Source organism: Sphingopyxis sp. FD7 (assembly GCF_003609835.1).
In the GTDB taxonomy this organism is placed as follows: Bacteria; Pseudomonadota; Alphaproteobacteria; order Sphingomonadales; family Sphingomonadaceae; genus Sphingopyxis.
In genome coordinates this window covers 793,747-807,869 of sequence record NZ_AP017898.1, presented here as the reverse complement: position 1 = coordinate 807,869, position 14,123 = coordinate 793,747, and the positions used below count along the sequence as shown (strand labels likewise).

At 61.5% G+C, this 14,123-nt stretch carries 15 protein-coding genes; 6 read left to right on the top strand and 9 right to left on the bottom strand.

Annotated elements, in window-relative coordinates:
* Positions 1–4: 4 nt before the first annotated feature.
* Positions 5–3,124: a helicase-related protein gene (locus SPYCA_RS03770; protein WP_120218997.1), complete on the bottom strand. Its 3,120-nt coding sequence runs from the start codon at positions 3,122–3,124 to the stop codon at positions 5–7.
* Positions 3,125–3,699: 575 nt separating this feature from the next.
* On the opposite strand from SPYCA_RS03770, the gene SPYCA_RS03760 reads away from it, so the two are divergent.
* The 4 genes from SPYCA_RS03760 to SPYCA_RS19490 are packed head-to-tail and all read left to right on the top strand — an operon-like array spanning position 3,700 to position 5,278.
* The gene (locus SPYCA_RS03760) at positions 3,700–4,341 is read left to right on the top strand and encodes a S24 family peptidase (RefSeq protein ID WP_007688341.1); all 642 of its coding nucleotides are present in this window, start codon (positions 3,700–3,702) and stop codon (positions 4,339–4,341) included.
* Positions 4,342–4,353: 12 nt separating this feature from the next.
* Positions 4,354–4,779 (top strand): thermonuclease family protein, encoded by a 426-nt coding sequence (locus tag SPYCA_RS03755; protein ID WP_120218995.1) that lies wholly within the window; start codon positions 4,354–4,356, stop codon positions 4,777–4,779.
* Positions 4,776–5,081: a DUF5818 domain-containing protein gene (locus SPYCA_RS03750; protein WP_066561351.1), complete on the top strand. Its 306-nt coding sequence runs from the start codon at positions 4,776–4,778 to the stop codon at positions 5,079–5,081. The genes SPYCA_RS03755 and SPYCA_RS03750 overlap by 4 nt, the downstream gene beginning before the upstream one ends.
* Positions 5,081–5,278, top strand: coding sequence for a DUF6961 family protein (locus tag SPYCA_RS19490; RefSeq protein ID WP_120218994.1), 198 nt, complete (start codon positions 5,081–5,083; stop codon positions 5,276–5,278). Before SPYCA_RS03750 ends, SPYCA_RS19490 begins: the two co-directional genes overlap by 1 nt.
* Positions 5,279–5,302: 24 nt before the next feature.
* Here SPYCA_RS19490 and SPYCA_RS03740 read toward each other — a convergent pair whose 3' ends face one another.
* The 5 genes from SPYCA_RS03740 to SPYCA_RS18960 all read right to left on the bottom strand — a co-directional run bounded on the left by SPYCA_RS03740 (position 5,303) and on the right by SPYCA_RS18960 (position 11,736).
* Positions 5,303–5,542, bottom strand: a complete 240-nt coding sequence (locus tag SPYCA_RS03740) for a hypothetical protein (RefSeq protein ID WP_030092562.1) — start codon at positions 5,540–5,542, stop codon at positions 5,303–5,305.
* A 70-nt stretch (positions 5,543–5,612) separates the two neighbouring features.
* On the bottom strand, positions 5,613–8,540 hold the full coding sequence (mobF, locus tag SPYCA_RS03735) for a MobF family relaxase (RefSeq protein WP_120222134.1): 2,928 nt from the start codon (positions 8,538–8,540) through the stop codon (positions 5,613–5,615).
* Positions 8,541–8,577: 37 nt separating this feature from the next.
* Positions 8,578–10,974, bottom strand: a complete 2,397-nt coding sequence (locus SPYCA_RS03730; RefSeq protein WP_120218993.1) for a type IV secretion system DNA-binding domain-containing protein — start codon at positions 10,972–10,974, stop codon at positions 8,578–8,580.
* The gene (locus SPYCA_RS03725; RefSeq protein WP_066275457.1) at positions 10,964–11,296 is read right to left on the bottom strand and encodes a hypothetical protein; all 333 of its coding nucleotides are present in this window, start codon (positions 11,294–11,296) and stop codon (positions 10,964–10,966) included. The genes SPYCA_RS03730 and SPYCA_RS03725 overlap by 11 nt, the downstream gene beginning before the upstream one ends.
* 128 nt (positions 11,297–11,424) lie before the next feature.
* Complete coding sequence (locus SPYCA_RS18960) at positions 11,425–11,736, bottom strand: helix-hairpin-helix domain-containing protein (RefSeq protein WP_146625084.1); 312 nt, start codon at positions 11,734–11,736, stop codon at positions 11,425–11,427.
* Here SPYCA_RS18960 and SPYCA_RS03720 point away from each other — a divergent pair.
* Positions 11,735–11,929, top strand: a complete 195-nt coding sequence (locus SPYCA_RS03720; protein WP_120218992.1) for a hypothetical protein — start codon at positions 11,735–11,737, stop codon at positions 11,927–11,929. The genes SPYCA_RS18960 and SPYCA_RS03720 overlap by 2 nt on opposite strands.
* Before the next feature lie 102 nt (positions 11,930–12,031).
* Here SPYCA_RS03720 and SPYCA_RS03715 read toward each other — a convergent pair whose 3' ends face one another.
* Positions 12,032–12,268 carry a hypothetical protein gene (locus SPYCA_RS03715; protein WP_030092316.1) on the bottom strand — a complete coding sequence of 79 codons (237 nt, stop codon included), beginning with the start codon at positions 12,266–12,268 and terminating at the stop codon, positions 12,032–12,034.
* 323 nt (positions 12,269–12,591) lie between these two features.
* Here SPYCA_RS03715 and SPYCA_RS19485 point away from each other — a divergent pair, with 323 nt between their 5' ends.
* Positions 12,592–12,822: a DUF6437 family protein gene (locus tag SPYCA_RS19485; protein ID WP_039338502.1), complete on the top strand. Its 231-nt coding sequence runs from the start codon at positions 12,592–12,594 to the stop codon at positions 12,820–12,822.
* 116 nt (positions 12,823–12,938) lie between these two features.
* Here SPYCA_RS19485 and SPYCA_RS03705 read toward each other — a convergent pair whose 3' ends face one another.
* Both SPYCA_RS03705 and SPYCA_RS03700 read right to left on the bottom strand, forming a co-directional pair.
* Positions 12,939–13,328: a single-stranded DNA-binding protein gene (locus SPYCA_RS03705; RefSeq protein ID WP_007688363.1), complete on the bottom strand. Its 390-nt coding sequence runs from the start codon at positions 13,326–13,328 to the stop codon at positions 12,939–12,941.
* Positions 13,329–13,687: 359 nt separating this feature from the next.
* A complete protein-coding gene (locus tag SPYCA_RS03700) occupies positions 13,688–14,113 on the bottom strand; it encodes a DUF6915 family protein (protein WP_054587173.1) in 426 nt (141 codons plus the stop codon).
* Positions 14,114–14,123 lie beyond the last annotated feature (10 nt).

Below are 14,123 nucleotides of genomic sequence, written 5' to 3'. Positions count from 1 at the left end.
CGAATCAGCCCGCCACTTCTATAATCGCCACGCCGACGAGTTGCGGCTGGGCGATCTCAAAGGCATCCTCCTTGACCTTCAGATCGTCCAGTTTGACGTCCATCCGGGCAAGAAATTTATCGAGCTTCCCTTGGAGCATCTTGGCAGATCGCAGTTTCTTGTCCTTCTGTTGGACATCGCCGCCTGACAGTTCCAGATCGAGAATCCGGGATTTCATGTCGGTGCGTTTTCGTTCCCGGTGTTCCTGGACCAGTGCAATTTGGGTTTCGATCTGGTCATAATGCCGAGCAGCCTCAGCATTCTCGAAATCGTCCCGAGCATTGGCAATGAGCGGGATGATCCTGTTTTCGACAGCATCGATCGCGCTGTTCAGTTCCTCGGGAGCAAGTGCCGAGAGGCTGGGATCGGAGGTCAGGGCCTGAATGAGCAGCTTTTCGGCTTCGTCAGGTCCGATAACCTCGCCAGTCCGGATTTCTGATGCGAGATAAAAGAGCTTGTCGACGGGAACGAGGCCATCGATCGACCAGCGTTCGACCGCGACTGCGTATCGCCCCTGCTTCAGACCGCCGGCTTCCTGTCGGGAAATCTTAAGCGATGTCACAGGCCGAATGGCGAGACCGGCGAGGCGGCGTTGGCGGATCTCGGATGCAAACCGTGCCAACGGGTGTGTCATGGGTACGGTATCGATCGCGCGAAAGCGGCCCGGGTCTGGATTGCTGCCGAATACGACACGGACACCAGATCCAGCATCTCTTCTGAAGCGCGTCGGGTAACGCTTGGCCGAACTGTCCAGAAACCGTGCGAATTCTGCCTGTGCGCGCGAGGACAGACGCGCTTCATAGATTTCCACCGATGCGCCCGGCACTCGATCAAATCTGGTGTCGGGGAAATTCTCCACGAGCGTGCTGACGATGTAGTCCCGAAGGTCGCTGCTCGAGAGCATTTTGTGAGGTGCGTTGGCCTCCTTGATGCGGTTGAGGATGTTTTCTCCGTGGGCGATGAGCCCAGGCGCCTCACGCTCCAGTTGATCCGCCTGCTGCTTGCGGGCTTCGGCCGCTTGGGTCGCGCGGTCGATCTCTGCTGCTCGCTCAGCGAGACTCAGCGTGGGGTCAGACAGGATGATGTCGAGATCCTTGACGATCTCGCCCAGAATCGGCTCGAAATCGCCTAGGGCGTATCGAATAATGTCGAGGCGCTGATAGAGGCGATCATAGACGATCTCCTCGATGGTATTGCTGGCAATAAGATTGATGATGTCCACGGATTCGGACTGCTGACCAATACGATCGACGCGGCCGATCCGCTGTTCAACTTTCATGGGATTCCAGGGCAGATCCCAATTGAGCACGATGCGGCAGAATTGCAGGTCAAGACCTTCGCCGCCGACTTCTGAGGTCAGGAGCACGGTGCCGCGAGGCGCATCCGCGAACCGTTCAAGGGTCTGCTGGCGGTCCTCTTTGATCCCGCCGTGGAGCTCCACGACATTAATCCCCTGGGATTCCAATCGCCCCTTGAGATAGCTGATGACGCGCCTGAAGCTTGAAAAGACAATGAGCTTCTGGTCGCCATCTGCAGACTTGAGGTCTTTGATCGCAGCGCTCAGCCTCTCGAACTTGGTATCGTTCCGTTCCAGCTCTGCAAGGACCGTGCGGTCATTGCAGATCTCGCCAAGAGCACTGACAAGCGGACCTGGAACCGATTTCGGCGCGTCGTCGTCCTCTTCATCCAGCGAAAGATTGCCGGTCTTCTCTCCCCAATGGCGATAAGCCGACGCTAGGCTGGACGCCAGAAGACGCTGTGTCTGAGCCAGCAGGAACCGTTCATTGAGATCCCGGTCGTAGGCGTAACGCTCGATCGCATGCGTAATTCGATCATAGAATTTGCGTTCGTCCGCTGACATTTCCCAAGGAATGGTCTTGGGCCGCCGCTCGACCTTGAACTCAGCCACATCCCGGCGTCGTGTTCGGTTCACAATCGAACCAAGCAGGGACATCTCCTCTAGCCGGGCGGCCAAACGCACCCTGGTTTCAGGGGTATCTTCTACGCCAGACTTCAGTTCAGCGCGAAGCCGCTTGAGACGCCCCCCGGTTTTGAGAATCCGCCCAGGCGGCAGCTCATCTATCAATTTTGCCACTGAGGCGATGGGGACACCCGGATTTCGGGCTGCTTCGCAGGCAGCGACCAGAGGCGCGTTTTCATCCTGCAGGATTGCAAACTGCCATTCGTTTTCAAACGTGTCCGGATCAAGCAGTTTCAGCAGCACCCGCAGGTCGTTCGAGCGCAGGTTAATGGGGGTGGCGGATAGCAAAAGGCTATAGTCTGCAGCCTCGGTGACCAGCTGTCCGAGTTTATGATTGGCGGTATCGGCATTGCGCATGTGGTGGGCTTCATCGAAGATCACCAGGTCGAACAGCTCATCATCTCGTTCATCGGCCAGGTAGCGAGCCAGTTGCCCCCTCGCGGACTGGTCAGGCTCCACATCGTCATTCCATTTCGCTGGAGGCCGCAGCGACGAAAGTGATGCGATTGCGGCGAAGCCCTGCTTGCGCTCGGCATCATCGCGCAGCAGATCCATCAGCTCCGCCGCATTGCACGCCTTGGCTTCCACGTTGAACTTTGAGCGCAGCTCAGCCCGCCATTTTTCCACGAGGGGCTTGGGACAGACCACCAGCAGCCGCCGAGTGTCGAAACGGGCAACCAGTTCAGTCCAGATCAGTCCTGCTTCAATGGTCTTACCCAGACCGACTTCGTCCGCAATCAAAAGCCCTCGCGCCGGAGCGTTGAGCAGCTTCAACAGGGGTTTGAACTGATAGGCATGAAACTGGGTGTTGGTGGCACCCATAGCGTAGATCATGTCTGCCAGCTTGCCGGTCATTCTTAGGTGATTGATCGTACGCCGCAGATCAATCGGTGAGGAAAGCTTGCCATTGCGAAGGTCCTCGAGCGCGTCGACTTCTGCCTCCACGCGTTCCAGCTGGCCGGCTGGGCGGCGGGCGCGACCAGTGGGAAATTCCACCTCTATCATGAGGCGACCCGTCATTTCTTGAGGGGGCGTGTCCGTAACGACCCCCACTGCGGAAGGATCGCGCTTAAGGCGCACTCGTTCACCAGGCTTGAAGTTCATCGGTTCAAGCGCCCCCCGTTCCCCTATCAACCGCGCAGATACGAATCAGTTAATTGACCCGCACAGAAAGTTGACCCTTAGATCGTCTAACTGGGAAGACCGTTGGCAGCAACTGGCTTGTTTACGGCCCTTACGCTGGAGATCGGTTCAGCATGGCGACGGCTTCATTTCGACATTGCCAGCCTAGATGCTGATAGTCCTGAACGCCTGATCACGAATATCCTGCCGTGCGACATCCGATGTGACGGCGGGACTGGAAGGGAACGGCTCAGCCAGTTTGGCAGATTTCAGCCCTTGCTTCGGCCTCATTCAGATAGCCGCGCAAGCGCTCTTCGGTCCGCCGACGTGGCCGCCTGCCAGATTTCAGATCGGCTACCAGCCTTGGGTCTCCAACTGCCATCCGACCGAAGGTGCTTGGCGACGTCCGGGTTTGCGCCAGATATGCCTCGATATGCTCCAGTAGCTCCATCGCCCTCGACTCGCTTTAAGCTTGCGTTCTTGTTATGTTCTTACTAGGAAGGCTTCCTAGAGTCTAGGATCGATTTTCCTAGGCGCCCGCGATAGGACTGGCAGTCATGGACGACGCACGGAGAGCCCTGGACGAACTGATCCAGCAACGAGGGGTGAATTACTCCTCGGTTTCGCGCCTGTTGGGGCGCAATGCCGCTTACATCCAGCAGTATATTCGGCGCGGCAGCCCGAGGCAGCTGGACGAGCAGGACCGCTCGGTTCTGGCGCGATTTTTCGGGGTCGATGAGAAGGTTCTTGGAGCACCTGCCCGCCGCTCAGGCCCGGTCGTCGAACTGGTCCATGTGCCTTTGCTCAATGTCGAGGCATCGGCCGGCCATGGCGCTCTGGCCGAAATGGAAGCCAAATCCGCTCAGTTCGGCTTCGACGAGAAGTGGCTGCGCCGACTGACCGCGAGCAAGGCATCGAGCCTCTCGATTATCGCGGTCCATGGGGACTCCATGGAGCCAACCCTCCACGATGGCGACGAGGTTATGGTCGATCTCGGGGATGGCCAGTCGCGGCTGAGAGACGGGATCTATGTCCTGCGGATGGACGACATGTTGAGCGTAAAGCGCATTGCCCTCGAACCACAGGGCAAGCGCGCGTCGGTTCTGAGCGACAACCCGGCCTATCCAAGCTGGCGCGGCCTCGAGAAACGCACGCTCAACATCGTCGGACGGGTTCTCTGGTTCGGACGGGCGCTCTAAGGTGGTTCTCTGATGCTTGCCCTCCTTGCCGCTTCGATCGTCGCTTCCGGACAGACCTTTACCTGCACACCGACTCATGTCTGGGATGGTGACGGTCCGGTCTGGTGTGCGGAAGGCCCTCACCTGCGGATCGCCGGCATCGCGGCCCGGGAAATGGACGGCACCTGCCGCACCAATCAGCCCTGCCCAAATGCCACGGCAATTGAGGCGCGCGACGCCCTTGTACATCTGATGGGCGGCGCGAAGGGAACAATTTCGACCGGTCATGTGGTGGTCAGAGGTCCGCGGCTGACATGCCGCTCCGAGGGGTCCGCAGGCGGAAACAGGACCGCTGCCTGGTGCCGTCTGCCGTCAGGTGCCGATCTGTCATGCGCCATGATCAAGACCGGCACTGTCCTGCGCTGGGATCGCTACTGGAAAGGCCCAGCTTGCCGGTGAGCAGCACCACGCATCTGACCGGCATCGTCGAATGGGCGGCCAACGGACCAGTGCTGCGAACTGACGGTGGCGGGACTTGGGAACTCGACAACACCCGCCAGGTACGGAAATTCATCGGCTCTCGTGTCGAAGTGGTCGGGGAGCGTTCGGGGTTCAACGGATTTGCTTGCGACCAGATATGGCCTGTCGGACAACCTCGACCGACTGCCTTCAAACTACGCCTCGAATTCCTCCTTGCCGTAGCCTTCGTCGCCTACGGTCTCTACGCGGCGGTTGGCGGTGTCGTCGGCCTGCTGGGCTGATGCTGAGCGACTGGGAGCTTTGGGCCTGCGCCCACCATGTCCTGCAAACTCATGGCGCCAAGGCTCCCTTGCACGTCGCCGAGCAGATTGGGGCGCTCGCACTTGCTGGCGACGAGGCAGGCATTCGGACATGGCAGGCTATCGCCGAGCGGATTGTTCAGCTGAGCTCCAACGCCCCGGACCGGCCACTCCAGTAAACCTCCTCGACAAGGCCAATCAGTTCATCCGATCGGCGACAGATCGCCCGGAAACAGACACGATTGCGCGACCTGGCCGCCCTGGCTGTCGCCTTCGATGGTGAAGCCGCGCATGCGTTCGACCAGATGACGAGCAAGATCGACCCTGGCGCTGCGCTGGGCGCGCGGATCATCGGCATTGAGACGGACGAGCGTGTGCTCCGGCGCAACGGCCAGCGCGACTTCGAGATGAGTAAGCAGGATATCATCGGAGATTCGGGGCATGGGTCAATGAGAACAAATAAAGAACTTCGCGTCAACCGGCCATGTGCGGACGCATGGGGACAGCGGGACGCTAGATGCCGATCTCGAATGGCTTGGTGATCGACCGGACAAGCTCTGGCGGCTTGCGTTCCGGTGCAGGCGCCACACGATCTTTGGCCTGCCCTTTGGCTGCCGCATCGCGGAGGAGATCGACCGTTTCAAGCGCTGAACGCTTCATGCCGGCATTGCGCTCGACCGCTGCCTCAAGCTTGCCAGCATTATCGACATAAAGCGTGAGACCATCGCGCAGCCGTGTAACTGTCACCAGGAACGTCTGCTGGTTGGCCAGATTACGCTCGCGACTGTCCATGACAGCAATGCCGCGATCGGAGGTCAGCCCCTGCGCCATATGGGCATTCAGCGCATAGGCAAGATCGAGACGTCGCAGCATCGGGTCGCCCTGCTCGAGCCTGTGCTCTGCGCCCAAGGATGTCTTCACCACGACAGCCCCTTTGTCGACTGCGACAATCCGGGCCTGGTCGGCATTGAGCAGGCCCCGCTGGTGATCGGTCTCGGTCCACCGGATCCTGTCGCCGGTATAAATGTCGAGGGCGCGGACTTCGAACAGACGCAGCGGATCCTGCTCACCTTGCGGCCTGATCTGACCGGGACGAAACTCGAACTGGCGGCCACGCGCGTTCTCCAGCGTGACCCGCTCGCGCGCCACATCGGTTCCGACCACCCGGTATTCACCTGCTGCAAGGCCTTGGCTGCGCTGACGCCGCGCCACATCGACCACCATGCCGGGGGCATAGGTGCTCGCATAGCGCAGCTCCTCGCGGGTTACATTGACGCGCGACAGGGTTTGGAGCCGCATGTTTTCAGGACCAAGCTCTCCGCTCGCCTTCAGGCCGGTCTGCACCGCATCGTTCACGGCACTGCGCAAGTTTCGGCCTGAGGCATAGATTGCGGTTGCTTCGCGCTCGGCGGTCGAAAGCGACAGCCAGGCGGCGGCCGCTTCGACAGCAACGTCATTTCCCACCTCGATCACCTGGGGTGCCAAATGGCGCATGGCGTCTTCGATGCGCCCTTCTTGCGCTGCCTGCTGTGCAGCTCGAAGGCCCTCTGTCCGTGCGCGGAGATTGGTGCTCATGATGGCCGTCTCAATCCCGGCTTGCTGCATCACATCGAATGGCTTTCCAGCATCGACGGCACCCAACTGCTTGCGGTCGCCAATGCTGGCAAAGCGGCCGAGTTCGAGAAGGTTTGCCAGCCGCACAAGCTTCTCCTTGTCGGCATTGCCGACCATTGATGCCTCATCGAGCAGCACGACACTGCCGCGCATGTCGGCCCGCGCCTCGGCGAGACGGTCCGCATCGGCCCCTTCAAGGAGATCGCGGTGCCGGGCGAGAAACCGCGACACCGTCATCGATGGAATGCCTGTATCGCGCTCGAGCATCTGGACCAACGTGTTCTGCACCGCGAGCCCGAGCACGGCCCTTCCCTCCTCGCGCAGGATATCGGCGACGGGTTTGAGGACCGTGCTCTTGCCTGCGCCCGCGACGCCTTGGATCGCGACGATCCGATTGTTCGAGCCAAGTAGCAGACGCCCTGCCCCTTCCTGTCCAGCGTTTAAGGTTAGGCCATATTTGATCTGGGACAGGGCCTGCAGACGGGACCCAGCAAGGTCGGGAGAAACAATCGCCGGCGCAGCGCCGCGCCCGTCTTCGACCCCAGCAATGATGCGCTGTTCGAGGCTGATAGCATCGCGTGTCGTCAGCAGTTCCCGGTCGGCGCCCCTGCCCTTCTCCAGATGTCCCTGTCGGAGTAGCTGGTCGACGCGCTGCTCGATGTCAGCGAGCGAGGTTGGGAGCGCAAAGCCAAGCGCCGCGCGGTAGATCTCGGCCCGGGTGAAAGCTGCCTCCCGCTCGCCCAGATGCCGCACAGCCGAGGCGACTGCATGAATTGCGGCGACCTGCTCGACACTGCGGTTGGTCAGCCTTGAGGGTATCAGCGGGTCACCTTCCCGTAGACCAAGCCGCTCGGCCAAGGAGGTTGCAAGGGCCTGAGCATTGCGGACTATCGCGCGCATCGTGGGCCCAACGCCAGTCACATTGCCAAGGTCCTGCGCGCTGCGGGCATTGGCCCTTGCAATGACCATGGCGGGATCAAAGCCCAGCCTTGTGGACGTATCCCGCCACTGCTGCCGCAGCGCATCGCGATCCTCGATCCGCGCCTTGTCCGCCCGGGTCATTAGGTTTGCTGCGCTGCGAGCGGCGAGCCCCCTCCCTTCCATCGTTGCCAGGCGGTCGAGAATCTCCGCCCGCCGCGAACTGAACGCATCGCGCACGTCTTTGGGCACACCGACGGCCTCGAAATTGCCGTGCTTGCCGAACTCCCCGACCTCGTAACCGAGCTTCTCGACGCTCAGCCGAAACCGCGCCATCGTCATGGCATTGAGCAAAGTATTGTGCTGCCAGAGCTTATCATTGCGCAGCGCCCGCCATTTGCCATCGGCTCCTCTCGTCACATTGGCAATGACGGCATGGAAGTGGGCGTTGGGCTCCTGGTTGCGATTGGTGTCGTGCTGGAACAGCGCGATCGCAAGGTTGCCGGTCTGGACAACACGCTCTCTGCCCCGAACCTCCATCCGGGTCTCGGCAAGGTTCTTTTCGGCCCAGCGCAGTGTTTCCCGGACGGCCGACGCGTAGGCATCGAGGATCCGTTTGTCGCCGCCCACCAGAGCAAGGACCGACCAGCTCTTCGGCATCGAAAAGGTGAGATCGGTCCCCGCCCGGTGCGCCCGGTTGTCACTGCCGACGCGGCTACCATCGGGCAGCAGTCCTTTAAGGACCGCCTCGAACTGCCGCGCGTCGACGGTCCCCTCGAGCCCGAGCGCGGCAGCGCCCTTGCCCATCCATTCACCCGAGCGATCGGCATCAGCCCGCGTGTAGTAATTGTCGGCAGCGAAGTAGTTGGCCGCGCCGCCGGCTGTGCGGACATTGGCTACCGACAGCATCGATCGGTCCGCCATCCCGAGGCAGTCAGCGCCATGCTCACATCTCCATGTCGCCAAGATCGGGACCAGTGATCGGCGGGGGCTCGTGCTCCCGCAGACCATCCTCGATCATCAGCTTGCGCGCGGCGGCATCGCTGGAGCCTTGGCTCTTCGGGTTGTCCGGCTTGCCCTCTTGCAGCGCCTTCGTGTCGGGCGTGCCGGGCCGGGCAGCGCTCTTTGCAGCAGCCGTCTGATCCCGCCCCGTTGCGGCTTCGCCTGTCGGGAGAAGTGGGCGGGCGGAAGGTCCAGTCTTTCGCGGCGGAGCATCGGTTCTGGTATTCGATCGCTCCTTCCTGGCCTTGCCCGCCTTCTCCTGCCCGGAACGAGCTGCCGGTTCCCGCTCTTTGGTTCGCTTGCCGGGTGGGTGTTCCACTGCTCGACCAAGATCCTTGGCAGGCGCGTCAGGCTCCTGTCTCGGCGCGGCTTTCGGTCCCTGATCCAGGGCCAGTTCTCCCTGCTTCGGGACGACCGGCTTGCCCGCTCCGTCATCGTTAGACGAGGGATGCTCGCTGCCTGTTGGCGCTGCCTTCTGCTCGGCCTGCTCCGCCGCCGGATGGGGCACCGTGACCCTTGCCTTCGGGCTTTCCTTGACCCTGGCGATGAAGGTCTCCGCCCGCTTGGGTCGGTCGACGGGCTTCAGCTTGATCGGTGCGGCGGGAAAGCCGTCGGGGAACTTGATGTACCCTGACAGGCGCGGCAGGTTCATCAGCTGGTCAGGCAGCAGGAGCGGCTCGATATGCTTGCGCGGGGTCAGGCTGACCGCATCGCGGGCATTGTTGTAGCCGTAAGTGTAGCCCTCTTCCATGTCCCTGACCTGGCGATGGCCGATGAAGTCGGAGCACCAGGTGGCCGTTTCGCGGTCAGCGGTTCCAAGGATCAGTTTGGTCCGGGCAAGCGATGCCAGCGTCATCGCCATGTTCTCGCCGTAGACCTCCTTGAGCTTGGCATAAGCGTGAAGGCCAAGGACAATGGCGCCGCCGAAATTGCGCGCCGTCTGCAAGCCTTTCTCGAGGGCTGGCAGGCGGTGCAACGCGCCGAGCTCATCGACGAAGAACCAGCACTTGAGATCGCGGGTGCGGGGCATCGTCATCAGCGTGTTCATGGCCGTGTCGAGCCAGAGCGTAAGCAACTGCGCGCAGACGCTCATGTCGACATAGCGGGCCGAAATGAACAGGATCGAGCCTTCGCTTTGGGCGCTATCGGCCCCGTCCTCGATCCACTGGCGGACCGAGAAACGAGGTCCGGCAGTCGGCAGCAGCTTGAGCGCCTTTGCGTTGACGTTGAAAACGGCCCGGATCGATTCCGCCATACGGGCGGCTTCCGGCGCGGTCAGCGGATCGGCGATCGTACCGCGCATCATGGCATGCACGCGCGACAGGTCCGCGGTCATCAGCTCACGGGCCAGGGCGTCGTTGGTCGCCCTGCCCTCGGCCACGAGTTTGAGGCAGAATTCGACGAATAGCGCGCGGGCAGCAATCACCCAGAACTGGGCTTCTCCGCCCCCGTCATGGGGGACGAGGGCGTCCGCTGCGGCCCAGAATTCACCTTCGGAACGGCATTCTTCAAACAGGCTCCACTGGGGGCAGCGCGCATCGAGCGGGTTGAGGATGATGTCGCAATGGGCCGCATGGAAGTGCTCGATAAAGGCCCCGGTCAGATCGAAGACGACGCAGCGCTGCCCCTTGGCTCTGGCTTCCGCAATCATGTCGGAGATCGCCACGGTCTTGCCCATACCGGTGGTGCCAATGAGCATTGCGTGGCTTTGTTCGAGCCGCCACGGATAGGTGACCGTGGCGATATGCGATGGCCGATAGGGAAAGACCCCGGCGATCTCTCGCGGCAGGCTGAGCCGCCATTTCCAGCCCAGCGCGGCATCGAGCTCACGGGTGCGCTCGCGCCGGTTGTGCGCGGTCAGTTCATCGACGAGCTCGGGGAGCGTGACGAGCATCGCGCCGCGCTCGTGTTTGCGCTCCTTGGAGCGACCGCCGAACCGCTCGGCGAACCAGTAGAAGACGGCAAAGGCTGGGACCAAGAGGAAGCCGGACCGCCACAAGGCACTGGTCAGAAGCGCAGTCAGCTTCTGCCACGCATGGACCACCGGCGGATAGCTTTCGAGCTGGGCAATCGGAAACTGGATGGTCGAGCCAAAGGCAGTTTCCAGGGTGATCCGCTTGGCGGGATCGAACTCCATGAAGCCGTAGATGGCAGCATAGATCCGCATCCAGACGAGGTAGACTTCATGGTCGGTGAGGCCTGCCGAAATGGTCCACCAGGAGGTCCATGAGATCACGAGCGCGGCGACAATCAATGGGCCCTTGAGACCCGCCGCGAACATGAAGCTGAAGTGTCCAAGCAGCTGGCTGCCACGCGTGAAGTTGACGAGATTACGCTTCATCGGAGCCTCCCTCGCCAGCGGCTGTGGAAAGACCGAGTTCCTTACATTTGCGCACGTAAGCCTGGTGAGCCCGACCGCGCAGCGCGTGGTCGGGGTGCCCTGCCAGCAGCGCATCAACCCCGACCATGAGGAACACCGAGCGGCGGGAAATTCGCTCAATGGAAGCGTCGAGCCGCGAGGCAAGCTCGTCCTCGGTGCAGGCATTGGCGAGCAAGGCGCGAACCCACTCGCTCATGCTGATCCCTTTGGCCTTGGCAGCCTTGCGGATCATCGAGCTGAGCTCGCTCGAGATGTAAACCTGGAGACAGATTGGCCGTGTCATGCACGGACTCCTTGTGGTCAGGAGCCCGGTTCACACTGCGAAAGGCGAGGTAGAAGCTAAGTCAGATTCAAGAACATGTCAAGAACATATAGGACTGCCGAATTCCGCCATTCTCGGCCTCGCTTTGGTCAAATCCACGTAACTCCCCTCGCCCCCGTCACTTTTGACGGAGAAGCTGCCATTTCGCAGATTTCGATCCATGCATCTGGAATTTCGTGTTTTTCTGCCAGTTGATCCAGCGATTTGTCGCGTACGGTGTGCCCAAATGTCCCCAACTGCGAGGACAGGAACCAGCTATTGATCCTGTAGCGGATGATGCGATTTGCGAGCCCCGTTCCCAGGGTCCTCGGCAGGTAGCCGAGCTGCGGATCGCGATAGGCACAGACGGGATTGACGCCTATGTTGCAGCCAATATTCCAGGCAGAAAGGAGGCGCCGCATGGGCCAGGTCACACTGAGTGCGACACCGAAGGGCAACGGCTTCCAGGCGACAGTGACTTACCCGAACGGGGTGTCGATCAGTTCTTCCGAGGCTTTCCCGACACAGGCAGAAGCTATTGAGGCCGCGGCGTTGAAGGTTCTGGGTATGCCGGAACGGCTCGCCGATCTCGACCGTCCTGATACCGTCGACTGACGCTGTCGACCTGCCTTCCCGTATCGGCCGAGGGTTGCCGAAACGGTCTACGAGCAAAAAGAAAGGAGGAAGCCCTGACGGACCTCCTCCCAAACCGGCGAGTCAGAATTCATCGCTGAGACGGCCCGGCACAGTATCGATGACACGGTCCAGCATGGCCTTGGGCAAGGCGCCGTAGTCGCCTTCATCGACCGCGATATAGCCTGCCTCGTCATCGGTCAGGACGTACTGTGTGAAGTAGCTGTGAAGGGACCGGGCATGGGCCTGATCCAGGGCAGCAACGAAGGCTGCCTGATCGGCGGCGGGACCAGCAGCGGCAATGTTCAGTGAAGCGTACATGATCTTTCCTCCTGATGTTCGATGCGTCGCATCAGGAGCTGCGAAGGATGTGGGTGACGGGCTGGGTCAGGGACCGCGATAGCGGCCGCGAAGCGGCGATGGGGGCAACGATTTTTGCCGGGCTTGCCCGGTAAAAATGGTGGGGCCCCGTCGTCCTTGACGCAGCCCCAAAGCCCGCATCACACTTGGTCTTTCTGCGAGAGAGACCTCTCCCACGCCTGCGCAGAAGCGCAACGCCTGCCCCACAAACCATTTTCCTACATGCTCCCGCAGTGCCAAGATCGGCAGCGGAGGGGACCAACGGCCAGCAAGAAGGAAGCACTATGGCCAGGTCCAAACCCACTGCCCGCGATGCGCTGAAGAAGCTGCGTGAACAGCGTGCCCAACTTGAGAACGAGGAGGCGCGTCTTCGCGAAGAAGCAGCGACCGAACTCGGAAAGCTGCTGATCGAGTGCGGCGCGGAGACGATCGATCCGGCGCAGTTGCGCCAGATCGTTCGCGCATCGATGGCGCTCGGGATCGAGGAAACGCTGAAGCGGATTGCTCCCGCGTAAAGCCCATCCGGCGGCGGCAAAGGGTTCGATGCCCTGCGCCGCCGCATCGCCGGCGTACAAAAAGAAAAGGCCCCGATGGCGTCTGCCACCGGGGCCTTGTCGTGAGGCAAGGACATTCAGTCCTCATCGATATCGGGAGCACCTTCGTTGCTGCCGGAGCGGCCCTTGGTGAGGAAGTCGACCTTGTCGGCGATGATCTCGCAGCCGTAGCGCTTGGTGCCGCTCTGATCTTCCCACTGGGTGTAGTGGATGCGCCCTTCGACCGTCACGAGCTGGCCCTTGGTGCAGTACTTGGCGACATTCTGGCCGAGGCCGTTGAAGCAGGTGATCCGGTGGAATTCGCTGTCCTTGGCGGTGTAGCCGTTTTCGTCCTTGTAGGTCTTGCCATCCTTGCGGGCGGGACGGTCGGTCACGACCGAGATCGATGTGATGCTGGTTCCACCCTGGGTGGTGCGGGTCTCGGGGTCGCGAGCGATGCGGCCAACGAGGATAACGAGATTGGTCATGGGCTTTCTCCTGATCGAGCATTCCGGGTCCATCCCGGCTGCAAAACCCGAGCAGAAGCGCCCCGCGGCGAAGCGCACCGAAGGGAAACCCGGAACTGGTTCGGGTGGTGCGGGCAGTCGGGCACGCAGCATCGCGCCGAAAAGTGGGAACCGGTTTTCGGCACCAGCGATGCGCAAAATCGTGCCCGGCAACTCGGTCGGACCTGATCCGGGTTGCGCGTCTCGACGAGGGGTGATTCAGGGACAGGTTTGCATCGAAGCCGGGTGGAGCTGGATGCCTTGAACAGGTTTGCCCTGACTCGTTTCCCTCCGGTCTTGGCAGGATCATCCACCCCGCCCCTTCACCGGAGACCCCCCTCTTAGATCACGGTACCGACCGCTTCAGCAGGTGGCACGCTCCTGGGCGCAACTGCTTCACCGCGGCCAGGCATGTCGATCGTCACCCCTTCAGCGCCGTCCAAAGGGTTGCCGCGAAGCATCCAGGCCTGCGGCGTGATCAAGCGCGCCCAATCGGCAAAGGAGGGGATCGAGCCCAAGTCTTCGCGCACGTGCTGTTCGCCGACCAGACGCACCGGAACGACCCGGCCATCGGCATTGACGAGGGTCTCGCCGAAGAGTGTTTCGAGCATGAATATCCCCTCGGCATGGTGCCGCAGCGCGCGGTGTCGTGGGTCTGCCAGGATTGCCTTGGACTGGTCGAACCACTGGTGCAGCGGGAGATAGTCATCGACCGTGCCGCCCCATTTCCGGACCGACGAGAGAGCGTGGTAATAGCAGTGGGCCATGCTCAATCTC